The sequence below is a fragment of the Morganella sp. TYF_1 genome (assembly GCF_043105645.1).
GTDB lineage: Bacteria > Pseudomonadota > Gammaproteobacteria > Enterobacterales > Enterobacteriaceae > Morganella > Morganella morganii_B.
On the sequence record NZ_JBICLU010000015.1, the window covers coordinates 436653 to 458385 of the forward strand.

Here is a 21733-nt window from a genome sequence, read left to right on the forward strand (position 1 = left end):
TGTTTCCGGAAACAATAAGGATTGTCATGGACATCCGGTTTCTTAAATCGGTATTCTGTAAATCAGGTAGCAGGCAGATGACTCATTCAGTACAGACACTGGTTTTTCTGCGCCACGGCGAAAAACCGGACAATGATAGTGGTCAGTTAACTGGCAAGGGATTACACCGTGCGCTGGCGCTGGCCGATCTTCTGATCACTCGTTACGGAAGGGCGGATGCGCTGTATGCTGCTGCGCCGAAACAAAGCAAGCTCGGCAATTCGCTGCGCTCCCTTCAGACCATAACCCCGGTGGCAATCCGCTTATCTCTGCCGGTGCATCTGGAATTTCACGCCAAAGAAACCAAAGCGCTTCGCGATGCATTACTGGATAAAGCCCATCACCGCCATACGGTCTTTGTGGTTTGGGAGCATGATAATCTGATCAGGGTCGTGAGGGATATTCTGAAACAGACCGGCGGGGATTACGCCGGTATACCGGCCTGGCCGCGTGATGATTTTGACAGCCTGTGGGTGCTGACGATTATCAGAAAGAACGGGGAAATCAATATTGCATTTACCCGTGAGACACAGGGACTGAACAATCTGAACGATTATTATTCCTGAATCGTGTGAGTATGATGATGAAAAATTACGTATTTACTATGAATTAATGACGTCATGATGATTATTCTGATGGTGAGATAAATCTTAATAATGGGTGTCATTTTCCCTTAATTTACAATGTGTGAACCTGGTTTTCCTGCGCAAGGCATATCCGGGCGGCGATTATTCCGGAAAGCTAAAATTAAATGTAATGAATTATATCTGCGGGTATTAATCGGTGTTTAAAATTTATACGTAGTTTTTGGTTTCCTTTTACATTTAAATCACAACCGCTGCATCGTTAAAGAATATATAAACAATACTTTTTCATTATAAATCAGTACGTTGATCTTTGTATCTTAATGGTAAGTGTATTTTATTGTCATTTGTATTAATGAATGACATTTATTAATAATAAATCTGGCACTATTTACACTGTATATCCGTAACATTAGATTAGTTTAATATTAATGTAATGGCAAAGTATGAATACTGATTTAATATTATCGCTGAAATTACGCTGGACTGACACGGAAAATAGATGGTAGTGTTTGTTAAATCCAAATGGGTGCTATTTTTGTAAAAGGTTACATCCGGAGAGAAAAATTAATAGCATAAAATAAAATGACTAATAAATATAATAGAGGTTATTTGATGTCATCAGGTGATATATCTGATGTTAATATTTCTATGCACACAGCTAATGATTAGTTTGCGGCGGTTAGCCGGAATTAAAAATGGAGTTGTAAATTACTACTGTTAATTTCTATAAAAGGAAGTATTATGAAACTTAAATATGCTGTTTTACCAGCTGCTCTTGCTTTGTTATTCAGTGCTTCATCATTTGCGGAAGACACAGGTACAATTTACTTTACCGGAAAGATTAACGCATCTACCTGTAAAGTTAATAATGGTAACAAAGATTCTTACATTGATATGGGTACGCATGATGCGAGCGTATTCAAGACTATTGGTACAGAAATCCAAGGCAGCGAAGACGTTGTCCTTGATCTGACGGATTGTACAGGTAATACAGCCAATCTGGCATTAACGGCTAACGATCGTAATGGCCCGGCTGAAATTAATCTGAAACAAACCGCGACCACGGCTAAAGGCCTGGTTATTGTTTTAAAAGATAAAGTAACAAATGCTAATCGCCGCGTTGATGGTTTCATCACGTCACAGGCAATTACCAGCGGTAAGGCTAAATTTGAATATGCCCCATATCTGGTCAGCACTGCAAATGTAGTGGATGCAGGTACTATTGATGCATCAGTAGATTATACTATCACGTATAACTAACAGGTATATATACTACAGGGCAGACGTGTCTGCCCTGTTAATTGTATTCAGGTGGAGTCATGATTAATTTAATTAAGATAGTTACACTTATCTTTTCATGCATTTTTGTCAGTAACAGCATGGCAGATATATATCTGGGGTCAACCCGTGTTGTTATCAGTGATGGTAAAAATGAAGGAAGTGTAAGTACACATAACAAAGATAATAAAAACTATCTTATCCAAAGCTGGATTCTGGATGAGAATGATAAAGAAAGTAATGAATTTGTAATAACACCACCATTATTTAAACTGGAAGGTAATACATCAAGCAGCCTGCGGGTTATGATGGTCGGAAATCTGCCGGCGGATCGGGAGTCACTGTATTGGCTGAATGTGAAATTTATTCCGTCAACGGATAAAAACCTGAAAGTAAACAAATTGACATTTGCGGTTAACAACAGAATTAAAATAATTTACAGACCAAAATCATTATCCTTTTCTGATTCGGTGGATGTCTTTAAAAAAGTGACTGTCAGATATGTTGACGGAAAGCTGGAGTTTAAAAATCCGACAAAATATTTTATTAACATCAGTGAAGTTAAGGTTAATGATGTTGTTCTGGAATCCCCGAGTTATATCCGTCCGGAGTCGTCAGAGTTCATTCCGTTAAAAAATAATAAAAAGCCATCCGCGGTAAACTACACATTTATTGATGATTTAGGGAAGTTGAATCTATTTAAGGCCGATTTGTGATTTTTAAATAAAATTTTCTTTTCATGATAGGGATTTTCATGGAGATATTATTATGAAATCATCAGAAAGAACATGGCGTTACAGTTCAATTCTGATAGTTGCATTATCAGGCATCAGCACGGCAGGAGCCGACGACTATTTTGATCCTGATTTTCTTACCACCCCGTCCGGCGAAGCGCTTAATGTTGATTTGTCTGCGTTTGAAAAATCATCGTTTATACCCGGAACCTACCGGGTGGATATCTATCTGAATGACAAGTATGTCAATACGCAGGAAATTCTTTTCTACAGCGACAAAAATACCCATAAACTGCGGCCTTGCTTTACAGATACCGAATTAGCGGACTACGGCATAAAGCCGGAATATTATTCGTTACCGGATCAATCCGGGGATTGTGTTGACCTGAGTGGTATTCCGGGAGCGGACGCTGAATTTAAAGGGAATATGAACCGGTTATATCTCAGTATGCCGCAGGTGGCTTTTGATCAGAAAGCGCTGGATGCCCGCCAGGAGTTACTGTGGGATGACGGTATTCCCGCTGTTTTCACTGATTATAGTTTCTCCGGTCTGCATCTGACCAATAGTAACAATAATAATACAGACGACTCCTTTTATCTGAATTTGCGTTCCGGTGTGAATCTCGGCAGTTGGCGTTACCGTAACAGCAGTACATGGAACAAAAGGGCGGGTGATCATCAAAAGTGGGAAAGTCAGCTCAACTATATTGAGCGTCCGCTGCGATCAATTAAAAGTAATTTTTTGGTTGGTGATAACTTTTCGGATTCTGACGTTTTTGACAGCGTTTCATTTCGCGGAATAAAACTGTGGTCTGATGATCAGATGTATCCGCAATATGCCGGTATCTATGCGCCGGTTATCAGTGGTGTGGCAACCACAGATTCCACGATTGAGGTATACCAGAACGGTTATGTTATTTACCGGACTAATGTCCCGGCAGGACCTTATGAGTTAAGCGATGTTATTCCGCTGAACAGCGGCGAAAATTTATACGTTGTCCGCAAAGGTATTGACGGCAGCGAATTTCGTTCTGTTGTTCCTTTTTCTTCACTTAATTTCATGCAGCGCAAGAGCCGGTATAAATACAGTATTACGGCTGCACAGTACAGAATGAATAATTACGGGCTTTCAGAGGGGACCGGTAATAAAACAAAATTTGTTCAGGCAGATGCCTTCTACGGATTAACCGGCAATACCACTATTTTCGGTGGTGTTCAGGTGGCCTCCCGCTATCAGGCCTATGATGCCGGTATCGGTATGAATATTCCGGTCGTGGGTGCGATAGCAACGGATATTATGTTTACCCGGGCACAACCGGACGCCATTGACAGTATGGAAGGCAGGGTATTTCGTGTCCGCTACTCAAAGTCACTGGAAGATACCGGCACGAGTATCAGTTTTGCCGGATATCGCTATATGAGTGGTGATTATCTCACCATGACCGATATGTTTGATTATTACAGCGGACGGGCGGATACATCGGCATATCTGATGCGCAAAGGACAATCAGAATTATCCGTGACCCAGAGTTTACCGGATGAATTTGGTACCCTGAATGCATCGGTCTCCCGCCAGACGTACAACACATATTATAATAATCAGGAAAAAAGTGTTGATTCTTACAATATTGGTTATAGCAATGTATTCAACAGGGTGAGCCTGAGTGTCAATTACGCCTATTATAAAAACTCGCTCAACAGAAAAAACTACCGGACTGATATTTTTGAAACGGAGCGTCATAATGACCACGTTGTGTCTGTTAATATCAGTATTCCGCTGGAGGGGCGTTTTAAAGATCAGTGGATAACCTATGGTGCCTCCTATAATAAAGACGGTAATTTTAATAATTACGTCGGGGTCGGCGGTATACTCCCGGATGACAAAAACTTTTCGTGGAACGTTCAGCAGGGATACGGTAACAAGGGCAACGGAAATTACGGCAGTGTGTACGGTAAATATAAAGGGCGTTATGGTGATGTCAATGCCGGTTATTCCTATAAGAAAGACAACCGTCAGATATCTTATGGCCTGAACGGTTCCCTTGTGATGAGTGGTTACGGGGCTACATTATCACGGCCGCTGGGTGATACCAACGGATTGGTATATACACCGGGGGCAGAAGGTATCCATATTCTTAACAATCCCGGTGTGACGACAGACGGCTCCGGTCTGGCGATTGTGCCGAATCTCATTCCTTATCGTAATAACAGCATCCGGATCGATAGTCTTACACTACCGGAAAATGCCGAAGTGGAAACGACGATAAAAGAAATATACCCGACCCGCGGTGCCGTTGTTCTGCTTGATTATAAAACGGCTATCGGAACAAAAATTCTGGTTACCCTGCGGGGCGAAGACGGTCAGCTCATTCCGTTTGGTGCTTATGTGAAAAATGACAATGATAATGATCGCGCTTATGTCAGTAACTATGGACGATTATATCTCACCGGCGCAAAAGATAATGATGATATCGGCGTGACCTGGGGAGATAAAAATCAGTATAACTGCCGCTTTTCTTATAATGTCAGCGGGAAACAAAAAGTAAACGGATTTTATATTTTCGATGCGGTTTGCCGCTGACCGGGGATATTACGGAACCGGCAGCCAGAGCAGGTAAACAGCATTAAAGGGAGTCAGAATGACATTGAATAATAAACATCACTGGCTGATGCCGGTATTACTGATAGTGTCAGCACAGGCGATGGCGGATTGCGCTAACACTGAGTCCGGGCTTAAAACGGCAGAATCCCATCTGCAGGCGCGTATTGAAGGTAAAATCAGCGCCGGTACATTACTGGCGACGGATGTATTGCAGGTCGATGGTATTTCTGCCTGTAATAACAGCGCTTATGAGGAATTACGGCTGGTAACAACCCGGATGGACAGTGATTCACCACCGGCATTTTTCCGGATGATTAACGGCGTACCTGCATATTACCTCAATAAAGATTATGCCTATTCTGTCCGTCTGGACGGCGTGCAGCCCTATACGTCACAGGGAGGGACTTTTTCAGTCGAAAACCGGAACGGATTTGTGTACATTCCCCGCGCATTAATTTCTGTCTATGCCGCAACAGATAATCCGGAACCGCTGAGGTTAGCGTCAGCACAGGCCGGACTCATAAAGAACAACCGGCATGAAACGATCGCAAGACTTAAATTATCGGCTAATATTGATACCGTTGAAACATGTGTCATTAATACCCCGCAGATAGTCTATGACTTCAATAATCTGGAACTGTCAGATTTTCCGGCCGAAACGGGCAGAACAGCTATCCGCGCTGATAATACGATTTCAGTCAGTTGCAGCAATGATAAAACAACCAAACGTGCTTCGATTGTATTAAGTGAGGCAACACGCTTTGCACTGGCAGACAGGGCGATTATTGCCTCAACGAACCCGGCTATCGGGTTTGCGCTTTATTATAATGATGAACAAATTACGGCGGGGAACAAGGTGTATCTCGGCAATATGCAAAAACAGTTAAACGCTTCTGTTACGGCATATATCTATAAACTGAAAAGCCGGATTGAGCCCGGTCAATTCTCCGGAACAGCGGAATATATTATCCGTTTTGACTGACGGATGGACTGATATCCGCATTTTTCCCGTCATGATCCGTCAGAAAGGGCGGTGATCAGCCCTCTTTCTTTTTGCGGCTGGCTTCTTCCGCCCGTTTACGGCGCATTTCTTTCGGGTCCGCAATCAACGGGCGGTATATTTCCACGCGGTCACCATCACTGACAATATCGGTCAGTTTTGCCGGGCGGCTGAAAATACCGACTTTATTCTTTGTTAAATCCACATCATCCCGCAATGATAAAATACCGGATGCGAGAATAACGGCCTCCACGGTGGCCCCTTCGTTTATTTTCACCGGGATCAGAAATTGTTTATCCGGCAGGGCGTAGCAGACTTCAGCGGAAATATCAGACACGGTAAACCTCTTTTGCCCGTTTGGTAAATGCCATCACCATATTACCGGCCAGCTCTTTAAAGATACGACCGAAAGCCAGCTCAACCAGTTTATTGGTAAACTCAAAATCCAGATTCAGTTCAACTTTGCACGCATCCTGGCTCAGCGGAATAAACGACCAGCCGCCCATTAGTTTGCGGAACGGGCCTTCCACTAACTGCATACGGATATACTCATTACTGGTCAGCTGATTGCGGGTGACAAAGGTTTTACTGATACCGGCTTTGGACACATCCACCGACGCAGTCATCTCATCCTGATCATGGCTGATAATACGGCTTCCCACGCAACCCGGTAAAAATTCCGGATACGCACGGACATCATTCACAAGGTTGTACATCTGTTCCACACTGAACGGAACCAGTGCGGAGCGGCTAATTTGCGGCATAACATATCCTGCGGTCAAAAATCACGAAACGGCGGAAATTATCGCCGCCTGTCAAATCGTATTATACTGTGCTGCGGCGCGGAGATAAATGCACAATGCGGCACGTACTGATGACAGAATGTATCTTAATGACAACAAAGATGTTTGTCACAAAAAGCACTTGCCAAATCCCGCTGACATGTTAAAAACAGCGTACAGGGACAGAAAACCCGTAACGGCGCTTAAAATATCAGCATTTACCGTGCGACGGATAAATAAGCAATTTATTTCGGGTGTGCATAACGTATAATAGTGAACATTATGACAAAGAAAAAAGCTCACAAACCAGGCTCTGCCACTATCGCGCTGAATAAACGCGCCCGCCACGACTACTTTATCGAAGAAGAGATAGAAGCTGGTCTGGCGCTGCAGGGCTGGGAAGTCAAATCATTACGTGCAGGTAAAGCCAACCTGGGGGACAGCTACGTCATCCTCCGTGACGGCGAAGCTTTCCTGTTTGGTGCCAACTTCACACCGCTCAGCGTGGCATCATCCCACGTTGTCTGCGACCCGACCCGGACACGCAAACTGCTGCTCAACCAGCGTGAACTGGACAGCCTGTACGGCAAAATCAACCGTGACGGACATACGGTGGTCGCACTGTCGCTGTACTGGAAAAACGCCTGGTGCAAAGTCAAAATCGGCATTGCCAAAGGTAAGAAAGAACACGACAAACGGGATGACATCCGCGAACGTGAGTGGAAATTAGACAAAGCAAGAATTATGAAGCACGCAGGACGTTAAGTACTGGTATTCCGTACTGATTTTCTGATATACTGTGTTTCACAACTTGGGGCTGATTCTGGATTCGACGGGATTTGCGAAACCCAAGGTGCATGCCGTGGGGCGGTTGGCCACGATAAAAGCCGCAAAAAAATAGTCGCAAACGACGAAAACTACGCTTTAGCAGCTTAATAACCTGCTCAGAGCCCTCTCTCCCTAGCCTCCGCTCTTAGGACGGGGATCAAGAGAGGTCAAACCCAAAAGAGATCGTGTGGACTTCCTGCCCGGGGAGAAAGCATTAAAACGAATCGGGCTAGTTTGTTAGTGGCGTGTCTGTCCGCAGCTGGCAAGCGAATGTAAAGACCAGACTAAGCATGTAGTACCGAAGGTGTAGAAATTTCGGACGCGGGTTCAACTCCCGCCAGCTCCACCAAATAAAACAAGGGGTTACGCGAAAGCGTAACCCCTTTGTCTTATCAAGTGTCCACTTATCGTCCATTGCTTTTTACTAAGTGAGTTTATCCTTTAGCTTGCGGTGTTGGTTCTGATAGCTACGATGTTGGCATGATTATTCTGAATAATATGATATTGGAAGAATATTGTCTAATAGCAGAAAATAACGAAATCTCAAAAGCAGCGGAACTAAAACGAGTGTGCTTACAGTGTAATTAGGTATAGCGGTATACTAAGTTTTGTCATCTTAACAAGCGTGATATACTTACCTCACTTATAATTGATACCGGCTGAGTCAAGTGAAAATGTGTTGGCTGAAATATAAAGTACAGCAAATAATAAGTGCATTTTCAGCTGCTTTTAGTTACGTTACAAATTAGCTAAATACGGGCATTATATTTACTATTTTAGAATTGGAGGGATTTTGAAAACATTAACGACAGATGAACTTGCTCAAGAATTGGCTGGTGGTGATTCTTATATTCGTACAAAAGGTAATATAGTAAAAGGGTTAGCTATTAAGACAAGTTTAAATCCTGAAGCACCAGAAATAATAGTAGTTGGTAAAGGGCCACGGATCATAGCAAATGCAATGTTATTCATCAGACAACAACAGTATGTTCCTGTTTATGTTAAACAAGCTGTGAATTCCTGGAAGTATTTAGGTGAATTTAAAGCAGATAAATATGTACAAGATATTGATGTGATTGAGAAGCATAGAAAACATAGACTGGCAAGTAAGGTTGATGGGATCTTGTTTTTATCTCCACGTGAACAATTTGATATTAAAATTTCATCTCCTGAGTTTCCGGATTCGGAAACCAGACGTAAAATAGAGTTAGCAGCAATTAATCTTGTTACAACTTATTATCAGGAGCTTGGTTACACAGTTACCGATCATCAGAAAAATAATTATGGTTATGATTTATTTATTGAAAACAAAAAAGAAATATTAAAAATTGAAGTTAAAGGTACTTCATCTGAGGAACAGTGTTTTTTTCTTTCAAGAAATGAACGAAATAAATCCGTCGACCCGTTATGGCGTTTAGCGATTGTTACAAATGCATTAATCAATCCGGAATTATCAGTGTTAACCACTGATGAAATGGAAAATATGTTTAATTTTGATACGCTATGTTGGAAGTGTACAACAAAGCAGGTATGATGAGGCTGTTAAGACAGAATGTAAAAGTCTGGCTTATACTCATTTTTCCTTTGCAAAATTGCGGCAACTAATAAGAAAAGTATTACTCAAAGAAATCTTGATCCGAAGTTCACCAATTTTCAATTGTTGTTGCTGACGTAGTCATAGTGCTGATTACTTATATTAATATAATATAGTTACACTTTTACCTGTGTAAGTATCTCAACAAAAAATTGATTATTTTTTTGTTTATAAAGTAATCCGTTAAATCACCGGGACAGATTACCATTAAAAAAATGCCCATGAAACATGGGCAAACAGAGGCGGAAGTCATTCAGTAGTACCAGGTAAAATGCAGTAATAATTCCGTTTTTTTATTTTAGTTTGCAGACATTAAAAGGTTTCCCAGTCATCATCGGAATTATCTGTTGGTTTTTTAATATCGGGTCGCTGTAACGGTACTACAGTGCTGGTTTTAATGCTGTTCTTCAGTTCTCCGGACTGTATATGAAATACAGACACTGCCTGAGTCAGTTTGCTCGCCTGATCTTCCAGTGATGCGGCTGCCGCTGCTGACTGCTCTACTAACGCGGCATTCTGCTGGGTGACTTTGTCCATTTCTGTCACCGCCACACCAATCTGGTCAATCCCGCGGCTTTGTTCATCCGAGGCGGACGCTATCTCGCTCATAATATCGGTGACGCGGGTGACGGCGCTGACAATTTCATTCATCGTCTCACCGGCGCGCTCAACCAGTACCGCACCGGTATCGACTCTGCCGACTGAATCTTCGATCAGGGTTTTGATTTCCCGGGCAGCCTGCGCACTGCGCTGGGCCAGGTTACGCACCTCACCGGCAACAACCGCAAACCCGCGTCCCTGTTCACCGGCACGGGCGGCTTCCACGGCGGCATTCAGCGCCAGAATATTGGTCTGGAAGGCGATACCGTCGATCACACTGATGATATCGGCAATTTTCTTCGAGCTATCGCCGATGCCGCGCATGGTATCCACAACATCATCCACCACTTTTCCGCCGCGCTCTGCGGTCTCAGAGGCGGTTAATGCCAGATGACTGGCCTGACGGGCGTTATCAGCATTCTGGCGAACAGTCGCGGTCAGTTCTTCCATACTGGCGGCGGTTTCTTCAAGAGACGCAGCCTGTTGTTCGGTCCGTGAAGAGAGGTCATTATTACCGGCCGCAATTTCACTGGCACCGTTGTAAATCGCATTAACGCCGTCACGGACATTACTGACTGTCCCTGCCAGTTCACCCTGCATATAGCGCAGAGTATCAGCCAGCTTATTGACTTCATCACAACCGGCCATATTAATGGTTCTGGTCAGGTCTCCTCCGGCAATATGCCGGATATTGTCAAGCACGTTATTCAGCGGTGTAATCAGTGTGCGCTTAATACTTGCCCAGATACCAATTACAATAAGCAGAATGATACAGAGCATGGTGGCCAGTATCCATTTTGACCGCGCATCGGATTCGCTATCTTCTTTTACCACGCCTTCAATAAAATGGTTATTCGACTGGTTATAAATAGTGTACTGTTTTTGATAAATATCCTGACTGGCTTGTGTATTCTGTGATATTGCAGCGGCGAAATCACCATTGCGTATCAATTGTATAAGTTGGGTCAGTGTTGTGTGATATTGATTATAGGCATCTTCCAGTTCTTGTATTTTTGTGCCTGAGTGACTTGGCAGTGAATCGAAGAGTGCCCAGTAATGTTCAGCTTGTTTCAGATTTTTAATCGCATCATTTAATAACTGCGTTGACGATTCGTTTAATTTATTATCATTGGTAACGATATCAATGAGTGCCCGATTGAGTGATACCCTGGTATTTAATAACTCTGACCAGACACTGGATTGCAGATTGTCACGTGAGCTCAGGTTATGTAATTGTTTAAAGGATGTTGTGTTATTTTGCATGGTATTAAGAAATAAACCACTCGTTAATAGCTGCAATGCACAAAATATAAGTAATGTTGTAATCAAAATTGTTGTGATTTTCAAACGGCTGAACATTTGTTTCTCTCTTTGCATCAATGTTTCATTTTAAACCCGGATGTGTTATTTTATAATATAATGAATATCATTTATATCATTCCCATCTGTTGATAAGTAAATGGATTATGCTGTTATTCACTGTTATTTTATTTTTCCGGCTGTAGAAAAACGGTGCGGGCAGCAGAAAAACAGCCCGGTCATATGGAGGTTTGTTTGATAAACACCTTGCTGTTGGTCTGTTTTTTTGTTTAATATCAATGAATAACTAAACTCCGGATGTTTTTCCGGAGCAGTCGGAAGGTACAGCGATGACCATCAATGAGTTTGTTGGTATCGAATGTTATTTTTGTCTGTAAGATAATTTACGTTTATTCTTCTTTACTGATAAAACTCCACATCCTGCAATGTATTCAATTCCTGCTCGATGCGTTCACGGCTGCTGAGTAATACACTGATAATCTGGTTGTTTTTTTCATCATTGCTGCGAAATGCCGGGACGGAGACACTGATGGCGGCGATAATTTTATTGCGCTGACGTAATGAAACGGCATAGCAGCGGGTTTCTTCGTTTATTTCCCGGTTGTCCGTGGCGTAATGATTTATTTTGACATCTTCCAGCTGCTGACGTAATTCAGCAATAGTGGTGATACTGTATTTTGTCAGCGGGGTAAAACCGTCAGGATATAGGCGGAGAATATCGTCATCGCTGTAATGGCATATCATCGCTTTACCTAATGCCGAATAAACCGCCGGTAAGCGGGTGCCGATATTGGAGACTAACTGAACTTTCTGTGCAGATTGTACTTTATCAATATACAGCACATCCGGACCGTCTAATATTCCCATCTGGCACACTTCGTTGCACTCATTGACAATGTTATTCATCTCGCGGTGAACCATTTTCAGCCAGTAGGATTTTTCAAAGAAGGAGCGGGAAAGAATTGAACAGGCGATACCCAGAAAATAAAGCTGGGTATTTTCGTCATAATTAATATAACGGCGTTCTGCCAGGGTTTTCAGAATCGGATAAAGCGTGCCTTTTAATATCCCGGTTTTCCCGGACAGCTGCGTGAGGGAAATCCCGGTGTTTTCTGCCGCCAGAACACTGAGTACTTCTAACACCCGTATTGTCGGCATATGCTCCGTTGACATCAATTCACCTCCCTGACAGTTTATGACGCTATTCTAGGTACAAAGCCCCGCTAAGTAAATCATGTCCGGGTGTCCGTTTGTGACATTGCCCGCCGGTGTCACGGCAATCCGCTTTATTGTCCCCGTAATGTGCTTCTCCTCACAGATAAATAATAAATAACCGCAATCCGGATCGGTTTTTTCCGCAAATGGTGTTTTCAACGACAATAAAAACAGTCTGTTAGCCTGTTTTTTTCAGCAGTTGTACAAAATTTGACTCACTCAGAGTTTCATGATTACTTACTTGTGTTTTTATTTATTAACGAGGTTTGTATATATGAACAATGTAGGTATGGAAAGCCGTTACATCACACCGGCGGTAACAATTTTTGATGATAAAGGCCGGATTGATACGGAACAAAACCAGCAGGTGTATGACTCGCTGAAGGGACATGTTTCCGGATTTGTGGTCATGGGCAGTACCGGCGAGTTTTTTTCACTGGATATGGACAGCTCAAAAACACTGATCAGGTTATGCGGCAGTTATGACAAAGGGGAAATGAAAGTGTATGCCGGGACCAGCCGCCCGGATGTGAATGAGTCTGCCGCGCTGGCGAACTATGCCCATGAGCAGGGCGTGGACGGGGTCATGATTATCAGCCCGTACTATTTCCCGCTGGATGATGAGGGTGTTTACCGGTTTTACAGTGCGGTTGCGGAAAAAACATCAGCCAATATTTTTATCTATAACTTCCCGGAACGTACCGGTTACTCGGTGTCGCCGGAGGTCTGTCTGCGTCTGGCGGATCGCTATCCGAATATTATCGGGCTGAAAGATACGATCCCCGATACATTACATACGTCGCAGATTATTCAGACGGTAAAAAAAGAGATCCCGCATTTTGAGGTTTATGCCGGTTATGACAATAACTTCGCCCATGTTGTGCTGGCGGGGGGAAATGGCTGTATCGGCGGGTTATCCAATATTGTGCCTGAGTTTTTCGCTTCCTGGATGGCGGCATTTGCACAGGGTGATATGGCTGCTGTAGCGGCACATCAGCGCAAAGTGGATCAGCTGATGGCAGTTTACGGCGTGCACTCACCGTTTATCCCGACCTTTAAAAAAGCCTTACAGATGCGGGGCATTATTCAGTCAGACTACTGCACAGCGCCATTCAGCCGCCTGAATGCGGAGCAGACTGAACAGCTGATGCAGATACTGGCGGATGCTGAAACAGCACGCTGATTTTTCCTGATTATAACGACAGAACATCTTACCGACAGGGAATATTATCATGGCGACTATCACAGCTTATGACAATCCTGCTTTAAATTCCGCGATTAAAAAATCGTGGAAGCGTTTAGTACCCCTGATGTTTATTTTGTACTTTGTGGCATTTATTGACCGTGTGAATGTGGGCTTTGCAAAAGATGCTATGCAACTGGATATCGGGCTGTCCGATTCCGCCTTTGCACTGGGGGCGGGGATTTTCTTCGCTGCTTATGCTCTGTTCGGGATCCCGGCGAACCTGATCCTCAATAAAATCGGCGCACAAAAGTGGCTGAGTATGACAACGGTTATCTGGGGTGTGTTATCCGCAATGACCGGGTTCGTGACCAACGAGACGCAATTTATTGTGCTGCGTTTCCTGCTGGGACTGGGTGAGGCGGGTTTTTATCCGGGGATTTTATTGCTGGCCTCTATCTATTTCCCGAATAAAGTCCGTGGCTCGGTGATTGGTATTTTCGTTCTCGGCGTACCGCTGGCACTTACACTCGGTTCGCCGTTATCCGGCGCATTGCTGGAATTGCACGGCTGGATGGGACGTCCGGGCTGGTTCTGGATGTTTGTGATTGAAGGTTTACCGGCGGTTGTTATCGGGATCTTCGCCTTTTTCTGGCTGGATGACAGCCCGGAGAAAGCCCGCTTCCTGACAGCGGAAGAGAAGAAAGCCCTGACAGAGCAACTGGCCAGTGAGAATGCGAAAACAGAAACCACGTCGGTGTTGTCCGCATTGAAAAATATCAGGGTCTGGCATCTGGCACTTATCTACGGCACCATCCAGATTTCGGTCTACGGGCTGATGTTTTTCCTGCCGTCGCAGGTGGCTTCCCTGATGGGACAAAGTCTCGGGTTTAAAGCGTCTCTGGTGGCGGCTATTCCGTGGGCATGCTCGGCGTTCGGTGTGTATTACATCCCGCGCCTGGCGGATAAAAATCCGTCGCGCCGTGTGGCTATCTCTGTGATGTGTATGTTGGCGGCGGCAGTTGGCCTGGCATTATCCGCCTTTGCCAGCCCGGTCTTTGCGATCGCCGCACTGTGTCTCAGCGCCGTCGGTTTCCTGTCGGTGCAGCCGGTATTCTGGACATTCCCGCCGCAGTTACTGAGCGGCCCGGCGCTGGCTGCCGGTATCGGGTTCTGTACCACCATGGGGGCATTCTGTTCTTTCCTCGCACCGATTATCCGTGTGGAAATGGATAAACTGATGAACAGTAATACGGCAGGGATTATCACACTTGCGGTGATCACTGCCGGCTGTGCGCTCCTGATTGCCTTACTGAAAAAGAACACACAAAAATAACCCTGATTCATTGCCGTTATTTTGGCGGTAATAACCGGAAGGTGAGTTATGCAAAAGATATTACGTATTGATGAAACCGATAATTTAATCGTGGCACTGAAGGATTTATATGCCGGTGAGGTCTGTCAGTGGGGTGATGAATCAATCACCCTGGTCACAGATGTGAAAGCCAAACACAAGTTTGCTCTGGAAGCGGTACCGGAAGGCGGTATTGTTTCCATGTACGGAACCGCTGTCGGGAAAGCAACAAAACCGATTGCCTGCGGGGAAGTGATTACCGTGGATAATATCCGCCATTATGCCGCCCCGGTGTCACTGGAGGAGAGCGGAAATTATGAATGGCAGATCCCGGATGTATCGCCCTGGAAGGAGCGGACATTTAAAGGTTATGTCCGTGATGATGGCCGGGTAGGTACGGCAAATTACTGGCTGATTTTCCCGCTGGTGTTCTGTGAAAACCGCAATGTCACCAAACTGACGGATGCGCTGAATGAGGCGCTGGGTTACACCAATAACAGCCTGAAAAGCTTCGCTCTCGATCTGACCGCCGGTGAACAGGCGCAGACTGCAAAACCTAAACTGTTTCCGCATATTGAAGGTGTGCGCTGTATTACGGTGACCAGCGGCTGCGGTGGTGCCACTTCTGACAGTAAAACCATGTGTGATGTACTGGCGGCGTATGCAGATCACCCGAATGTGATCGGTATTACCGTGTTTAGTCTGGGATGTGAAAAAGCACAGCGCAGGATGTTCAAAGAGTCGCTGGCGGCACGTAATCCGGCGTTTGATAAACCGGCGCTTTATTTCCGGCAGCAGGAATGGAACAGCGAAGAAGAGATGATGCAGACCGCGCTGAAGCAAACCTATGAGTGTATGAAAGCGGTGAAGCCTCAGAGCCGCACGGATGTACCGCTGTCTTATCTTAAGCTCGGTGTGAAGTGCGGGGCATCTGACGGGTTTTCGGGCATTTCCGGCAATCCGGCGATGGGGCTGGTGTCGGACTGGCTGGTGACGCTCGGCGGCGCTTCCGGTCTGGCGGAATTCCCGGAATTGTGTGGTGCGGAAGGGGATATGGTAAAGCGCTGCATCCGCGTTGAGGATAAGAAGAAATTCCTCGATCTGATGGGGCAATATGAGAAAACCGCGAACTTCTTTAACACCACTATCGCGGATAACCCGAGTCCCGGAAATATTGCAGACGGATTAATTACAGATGCAATTAAATCAACCGGTGCCGCAAAAAAAGGCGGAAAATCACCAATCACTGCGGTGTGTGATTATGCGGAACCGATGCCGGATCACGGTTTGTCTCTGGTCTGTACACCGGGAAACGATGTGGATGCCGTGACCGGTCTGGTGGCTGCCGGGTGCAATATCGTTATTTTTTCCACGGGATTGGGGACGCCAACGGGAAACCCTATCGTGCCGGTAGTCAAGATTTCCACCAACAGTGCCATCGCGCAGCGCCTGTCAGACATGATCGATTACGACTGCGGGCCGGTAATAGACGGTGTGCCATTACCGGAAATCAGTAAAGGGCTGTTTGAGCGGGTGATTGAAACGGCGGGCGGGGAATATAAGGTGAAAGCGGACCGTCTGGAGCAGTTTGATTTTCTGTTGTGGAAGCGGTCACTGGATTTATAAAAAGCGTATTGCCATACAGGTAAATAAAAAAACGGGGATTATTCCCCGTTTTTTTATTGCTGTGCGTTGTTATCAGATATGGTTATCAGACATAAAACTTCATGGATTTTTTGCCGAGGCAGAAACTGATAAACAAGCCGAGAGCACAGAGGAACAGAATATAATAGGCGATAAACATCGGGTTAACATGTTCGGCAATGACCGGTACGGTGAAGGTGGTCAGCCCGGCGAACAGGGCATTACCGATGTTATAAGAGAACCCGATGCCGCTTAAGCGGATATTGGCCGGGAACAGTTTGATGATAATAATCGGCACACAGGCAACCAGACCTAAGAACAGGGCGGCCAGGGAATACAGGAAGCCGATAGTGGTGTGGTCACCGCTGCCCAGGGAATTAAAGAAGGCGTAGCTGGTTGCAGCCAGCAGGATGCTGTATATCACAACGGTTTTACGGATGCCGAGTTTGTCGGACACAATCCCCGCGATAATACTGCCGGCCATATTCATGACGGTGGCGAGGATCGCAATTTTACTGACAAATTCCGGGTCGATTTTAAAGATATCGGATTTCATCAGGTTTGGTGCCAGGACAACCAGAACCACACCGGTGGTCAGCAGCCAGGTGGCAAGAATAGAGATCATAGTGGCCGGTTTATAGCTCTTTAATACCTCTTTGATTGGCATATCAATCAGTTCTTTGCGCTTTTTCATTTCCAGGAATACCGGTGTTTCACGCAGATAGCGGCGTAAATACACGGCAATCAGACCTAAAACCCCGCCGCAGATAAACGGATAACGCCATGCGAAACTTAAGATCTGGTCATTGCTGAAATTAGTGTAAATCAGGTAAGCCGCGAAGTGACCGATAACCACACCGAATGTCAGGCCGCTGGCAATCATACTGTTCGCCAGACCGATACGGTTCTGCGGGACATGCTCGGTGACAAAGACGTGGGCACTCGGTACTTCCCCGCCTAATGCGATACCCTGCAACAGACGCATCAGCAGCAGCAGTACCGGTGCGGCATAGCCAATCTGCTCATAGGTCGGCAACAGGCCGATCAGCAGAGTCGGGATCGCCATCAGGAACAGGGAAAGCATAAACATTTTTTTGCGGCCAATCAGGTCACCGAAATGTGCCATTATTACGCCGCTGAGCGGGCGGACAAAATAAGCGACCGCGTAGGTCAGATAGGTCATGATGCTCGAAAGCAGCGGTGAGTCACTCGGGAAGAAGAGTGTCTGCAAAAAGGGTGCGAAGGTGAGGAATACGATAAAGTCGTAAAATTCCAGCGCACCACCCAAAGACGCAAGAGTCAGCGTTTTTCCGTCCTGTAGCTTTAAGCGATTAGACATGCCATTAACCTTACTTATAAACATGCGTGAAAATGAAATAATCGTGAATACTAGCACGATACTATCGGTCAGTGAGATATTTCTGAAAAGTTAATTATATTAATGATTTATATCTATTTTTTAATGTGACTACCCCGGGAAGTAAACTGTCTCCGGCTAATTTACGGAAATATAAGCAAAGTAATGTTTGAGTATCATGATTATTACCAGGGCGGAACAGCAAAAATAGCAGAGAGTGATAAGTCATGGTTATGAATAATTATTCGTTATAAACTTAACTAATGGGTTGGGTGTTGCGGGCACGAGATATAATAATAAGCTGGTAGCACCAAACCGGAACAGATAAATAAACAAAACCCGCTAATCCATAATGTATCAGCGGGTTTTTGTTACTAACCACACGTTGTTTCAGCGTGACCACAGAGAATCAGTCAGTGACAGTCTGACTGGCGATTTCACTTGCTGTTTCGTCACCGCCATCCGGTTTGTAATCGGTGTTCGTGATTTGGCTCAGTGTACCGGCGGAGTCAAAGACCAGTGTCAGTGTTTCCTGTTTCACCGGCTCATGGCCCGGTTCGCGACGGAAGACATAGTACCAGGTCTGTGTTCCGAACGGGTCACGTAACATCGGGGTACCGAGTGTATAAGCGACTTGCTGTTGGGTCATTCCTTTCTGGATCTTCGCCACGTCTGCCGGTGTCAGGTAGTTACCCTGGTTGATATCCGGGCGGTAAACAACACGCTCCAGAGTGGAACAACCGGCAGTTAACAGCAACAAAGATGTCGTTGCGGCAATCAGCAATTTACAACGCATGGTGATTTCATTCCTTTAGGATTCTTTGTGACGATGATAATCGACAATAATCAAATTGAAAACCTTTACATTTTTCTATGACCGCAGGATCGCATAAAAGTTAGATGAAATCAGCTTGTTTGTCATGCTGCCAGCAATTCTTTTGCGCTGGCAAGGGTATTTTTGGTAACGGCAGCACCGGCAAGTAACCGGGCCAGTTCCTGTACCCGCGCTTTTTTATCCAGCAACTGCATGGCGGTTTCGGTTTCCGTGCCGTTGGTGTGTTTGCTGACAAAGTAGTGCTGATGTCCGCAACCCGCAACCTGCGGCAGGTGAGTCACACACATGACCTGCGTGGATTCGCCCAGCTCACGCAGCAGTTTCCCGACGATAGCGGCTGTCGGACCGCTGATCCCCACATCCACTTCATCGAAAATCAGTGCCGGTGTGTCCATTTTCTTCGCGGTGATCACCTGAATTGCCAATGCAATACGGGATAACTCCCCGCCGGATGCCACTTTCGCCAGTGCCTGATGAGGTTGTCCCGGGTTGGTGGTGACATTAAATTCAACTCTGCTTGCGCCATCCATACTCAGTTGTTCCGGGGTAAAAATCACATCGGCGGTAAAGCGGCCGTGCGGCATCGATAAATGGTGCATACTCTGTGTGATAAGCTCACTCAGTTCAGCGGCGTAGTGTTCTCTGACCATATGTAACTGCTGTGCTATTGTCAGCGCCTGCTGATAATACTGTTCCGCTTCGCGGCTCAGCTCTTCGCTGTGTTGTTCACTTTCCTGCTGCATCTGCTGCTCTTCCTGCAACTGTGCATACAGGACATATAACTCTTCCGGTGTAGTGTGGTGTTTACGGCTCAGGCTGATGTAACGGGAGATACGTTGCTCGAGTTCATACAGCCGGTTCGGATCGAGATCCACCCGGTTACTGTAGTGACGCAGTTCATTGCTGACTTCATCCACCTGAATGGCAGCATCTTCCAGCATGTTCAGTAACGGAGACAGGCTTTCATCCAGGGAGATCAGTTCACTGAGTTCATGACGGGCATGATTGAGCATGCTGATGATGTTGTTTTCATCATGTTCACTGAGAATGTTTAAGGTGCCCTGACTCAGGCTCAGAAACTGACCGGCATTCGCCAGGCGTTTATATTCTGCATCAATATCCGGAAATTCCCCTTCACGGGGTTCAAATTCACCGAGCTCTTTCAGGTGATAATCAACCAGCTGCTGACGGGCTTCACGTTCCAGTGCCTGCTGCTGATAGTGCGCCAGTGCCTGACAGGCATTGTGCCATTGTTGCCAGGCTTTTTTCATTTCACCGAGCAGTAAGCCCTGGTTAGCGTAGGTATCCAGCAGGATTTTCTGGTGGCTGCTTTCCAGCAGATGCTGGTGGGCATGTTGTCCGTGGATTTGGATCAGTAGTGTGCCGAGCTCGCGCAGTTGTGACAGCGGTACGGCTGTGCCGTTGATAAAACCACGGGAACGTCCGTCGCTGTTGATGGTGCGGCGCAGCAGGCATTCCTGATTATCATCCAGCTGATGTTCTTCCAGCCAGAGACGGGCGGCAGGGGTATCTTTCAGGGAGAAGCGGGCGCAGATATCAGCACGGTTGGCGCCGGGGCGCACCATATTGGCATCCGCGCGGTTGCCGAGGCACAAACCAAGTGCATCAATGGCAATGGATTTACCGGCACCGGTTTCTCCTGTGATGGCAGACATACCGGCGCGGAAGTCTATTTCTAACTCGCGGACAATAGCAAACTGACTGATGGTGAGCTGGGTTAACATGCCGCCTCTCCTGTGGATATACACATACCTGTTTTTTCATACAGTATAATCAGGATTTGTATCCGGTAAAGAGGCGGAATGAAAAAAATCAGAACATTTTTTTAGACCAGCCGAGTTTCGTGCTTAACGTATTGAAATAGTTATAGTCAATCGGGTGTATGAGATCGAGTGTTTTGCTGCTGCGTTTGATCCTGACCACGTCCCCTTCTTGTATCGGCAGCGCTATCTGGCTGTCACAGCTGACTTCATAATCAATGTTGGTCTGCGGGAATTTCAGGGTAATGGTGCTGTGACTGCTGATCACCAGCGGCCGTGAGGAGAGGGTGTGCGGGAACATCGGCACCAGGGCGATAGCATCAAGATTCGGTGTCAGGATCGGCCCGCCCGCGGAAAGCGAATAGGCGGTGGAGCCGGTCGGGGTGGTGATGATCAGGCCGTCGGAACGCTGGGAGAATGCAAAGCGCTCATCAATATAGACTTCAAAATCAATCATATGTGCGACTTTTCCCGGGTGCAGTACCACTTCGTTGAGCGCGGTGCTGCGGCGTAGTTTACCGTTTGGGCTGAGTACGCCGGCATCCAGCAGAAACCGTTTTTCGACGTGATATTCCCCGGTCAGTACGCGGTCGAGCTGCTGGAGTGCATTGTCCGGCGCGAGGTCAGTCAGAAAGCCGAGGTTTCCCCGGTTCACACCGATCACATCCGCACCATAGCGGGAGAGCACCCGGGCGGCACCGAGCATATTGCCGTCCCCGCCGATCACAATCACCAGGTCGGCCTGTTGCCCGATATCCGGCAGTGTGCCGGTGACGGCATCAGTCAGCCGCATTTCAGCGGCAACATCACTTTCCACAATCACACGCAGACCTTTTTTCAGCAGCCAGCGATAAAGCAGCTCGTGGGTTGCCAGCGCTTCAGGATGGCGCGGATGGCCGACAATTCCGATACAGCGGAACGATTTGTTTTTTGCGGTATTGTCCGTCAGCATGTGCGTTTTAGCCTCACTTAATCGCCATTCCCTTGAATCTCTGAGTTT

At 46.0% G+C, this 21733-nt stretch carries 18 protein-coding genes and 1 other RNA gene; 11 read left to right on the plus strand and 8 right to left on the minus strand.

The window, feature by feature from the left end:
* The first annotated feature begins 77 nt into the window (after nucleotides 1-77).
* The 5 genes from ACF8OF_RS07385 (at nucleotide 78) to ACF8OF_RS07405 (ending at nucleotide 6222) form a co-directional block, all read left to right on the plus strand.
* Nucleotides 78-605 (plus strand): histidine phosphatase family protein, encoded by a 528-nt coding sequence (locus ACF8OF_RS07385; RefSeq protein ID WP_262883265.1) that lies wholly within the window; start codon nucleotides 78-80, stop codon nucleotides 603-605.
* Between the two features lie 762 nt (nucleotides 606-1367).
* Nucleotides 1368-1886, plus strand: coding sequence for a fimbrial protein (locus ACF8OF_RS07390; RefSeq protein WP_279800025.1), 519 nt, complete (start codon nucleotides 1368-1370; stop codon nucleotides 1884-1886).
* A 59-nt stretch (nucleotides 1887-1945) separates the two neighbouring features.
* Complete coding sequence (locus ACF8OF_RS07395; RefSeq protein WP_392496181.1) at nucleotides 1946-2620, plus strand: molecular chaperone; 675 nt, start codon at nucleotides 1946-1948, stop codon at nucleotides 2618-2620.
* A gap of 52 nt (nucleotides 2621-2672) precedes the next feature.
* The gene (locus tag ACF8OF_RS07400) at nucleotides 2673-5219 is read left to right on the plus strand and encodes a fimbria/pilus outer membrane usher protein (RefSeq protein ID WP_392496183.1); all 2547 of its coding nucleotides are present in this window, start codon (nucleotides 2673-2675) and stop codon (nucleotides 5217-5219) included.
* Between the two features lie 58 nt (nucleotides 5220-5277).
* The gene (locus ACF8OF_RS07405) at nucleotides 5278-6222 is read left to right on the plus strand and encodes a hypothetical protein (protein ID WP_392496184.1); all 945 of its coding nucleotides are present in this window, start codon (nucleotides 5278-5280) and stop codon (nucleotides 6220-6222) included.
* A gap of 55 nt (nucleotides 6223-6277) precedes the next feature.
* Here ACF8OF_RS07405 and ACF8OF_RS07410 read toward each other — a convergent pair whose 3' ends face one another.
* Together ACF8OF_RS07410 and ACF8OF_RS07415 are read right to left on the minus strand one after the other, a co-directional pair.
* The gene (locus ACF8OF_RS07410) at nucleotides 6278-6577 is read right to left on the minus strand and encodes an RnfH family protein (RefSeq protein WP_262860655.1); all 300 of its coding nucleotides are present in this window, start codon (nucleotides 6575-6577) and stop codon (nucleotides 6278-6280) included.
* A complete protein-coding gene (locus ACF8OF_RS07415) occupies nucleotides 6570-7004 on the minus strand; it encodes a type II toxin-antitoxin system RatA family toxin (protein WP_025153345.1) in 435 nt (144 codons plus the stop codon). Before ACF8OF_RS07415 ends, ACF8OF_RS07410 begins: the two co-directional genes overlap by 8 nt.
* A 300-nt stretch (nucleotides 7005-7304) precedes the next feature.
* Between ACF8OF_RS07415 and smpB the strand changes: the two genes are divergently transcribed.
* The 3 genes from smpB to ACF8OF_RS07430 all read left to right on the plus strand — a co-directional run bounded on the left by smpB (nucleotide 7305) and on the right by ACF8OF_RS07430 (nucleotide 9384).
* A complete protein-coding gene (gene smpB / locus ACF8OF_RS07420) occupies nucleotides 7305-7787 on the plus strand; it encodes an SsrA-binding protein SmpB (protein WP_025153347.1) in 483 nt (160 codons plus the stop codon).
* A 48-nt stretch (nucleotides 7788-7835) separates the two neighbouring features.
* Nucleotides 7836-8199, plus strand: a transfer-messenger RNA (tmRNA) gene (gene ssrA, locus ACF8OF_RS07425).
* A 444-nt stretch (nucleotides 8200-8643) separates the two neighbouring features.
* On the plus strand, nucleotides 8644-9384 hold the full coding sequence (locus tag ACF8OF_RS07430) for a protein NO VEIN domain-containing protein (RefSeq protein ID WP_392496185.1): 741 nt from the start codon (nucleotides 8644-8646) through the stop codon (nucleotides 9382-9384).
* A gap of 372 nt (nucleotides 9385-9756) precedes the next feature.
* Here ACF8OF_RS07430 and ACF8OF_RS07435 read toward each other — a convergent pair whose 3' ends face one another.
* Both ACF8OF_RS07435 and ACF8OF_RS07440 read right to left on the minus strand, forming a co-directional pair.
* Entirely contained in the window at nucleotides 9757-11403 is a 1647-nt protein-coding gene (locus ACF8OF_RS07435; RefSeq protein WP_392496187.1) for a methyl-accepting chemotaxis protein, read from the minus strand.
* A 360-nt stretch (nucleotides 11404-11763) separates the two neighbouring features.
* Nucleotides 11764-12537, minus strand: coding sequence for an IclR family transcriptional regulator (locus tag ACF8OF_RS07440; protein WP_349466078.1), 774 nt, complete (start codon nucleotides 12535-12537; stop codon nucleotides 11764-11766).
* Between the two features lie 331 nt (nucleotides 12538-12868).
* Between ACF8OF_RS07440 and ACF8OF_RS07445 the strand changes: the two genes are divergently transcribed.
* From ACF8OF_RS07445 to ACF8OF_RS07455, 3 genes are read left to right on the plus strand one after another with little or no spacing between them, the layout of a single operon-like run.
* Nucleotides 12869-13762 (plus strand): dihydrodipicolinate synthase family protein, encoded by an 894-nt coding sequence (locus ACF8OF_RS07445; RefSeq protein WP_279796270.1) that lies wholly within the window; start codon nucleotides 12869-12871, stop codon nucleotides 13760-13762.
* A gap of 49 nt (nucleotides 13763-13811) precedes the next feature.
* Entirely contained in the window at nucleotides 13812-15098 is a 1287-nt protein-coding gene (locus tag ACF8OF_RS07450) for an MFS transporter (protein WP_392496189.1), read from the plus strand.
* A gap of 48 nt (nucleotides 15099-15146) precedes the next feature.
* Nucleotides 15147-16742 (plus strand): UxaA family hydrolase, encoded by a 1596-nt coding sequence (locus tag ACF8OF_RS07455; RefSeq protein WP_392496190.1) that lies wholly within the window; start codon nucleotides 15147-15149, stop codon nucleotides 16740-16742.
* A gap of 85 nt (nucleotides 16743-16827) precedes the next feature.
* On the opposite strand, the gene ACF8OF_RS07460 is transcribed toward ACF8OF_RS07455, so the two are convergent.
* The 4 genes from ACF8OF_RS07460 to nadK form a co-directional block, all read right to left on the minus strand.
* Nucleotides 16828-18099, minus strand: a complete 1272-nt coding sequence (locus ACF8OF_RS07460; protein WP_262861241.1) for an MFS transporter — start codon at nucleotides 18097-18099, stop codon at nucleotides 16828-16830.
* A 427-nt stretch (nucleotides 18100-18526) separates the two neighbouring features.
* Nucleotides 18527-18913, minus strand: a complete 387-nt coding sequence (bamE, locus tag ACF8OF_RS07465) for an outer membrane protein assembly factor BamE (RefSeq protein ID WP_025152038.1) — start codon at nucleotides 18911-18913, stop codon at nucleotides 18527-18529.
* Between the two features lie 122 nt (nucleotides 18914-19035).
* Nucleotides 19036-20697, minus strand: a complete 1662-nt coding sequence (gene recN / locus ACF8OF_RS07470) for a DNA repair protein RecN (protein WP_392496192.1) — start codon at nucleotides 20695-20697, stop codon at nucleotides 19036-19038.
* 88 nt (nucleotides 20698-20785) lie between these two features.
* Nucleotides 20786-21685, minus strand: a complete 900-nt coding sequence (gene nadK / locus ACF8OF_RS07475; RefSeq protein WP_025152040.1) for an NAD(+) kinase — start codon at nucleotides 21683-21685, stop codon at nucleotides 20786-20788.
* Between the last annotated feature and the right edge of the window lie 48 nt (nucleotides 21686-21733).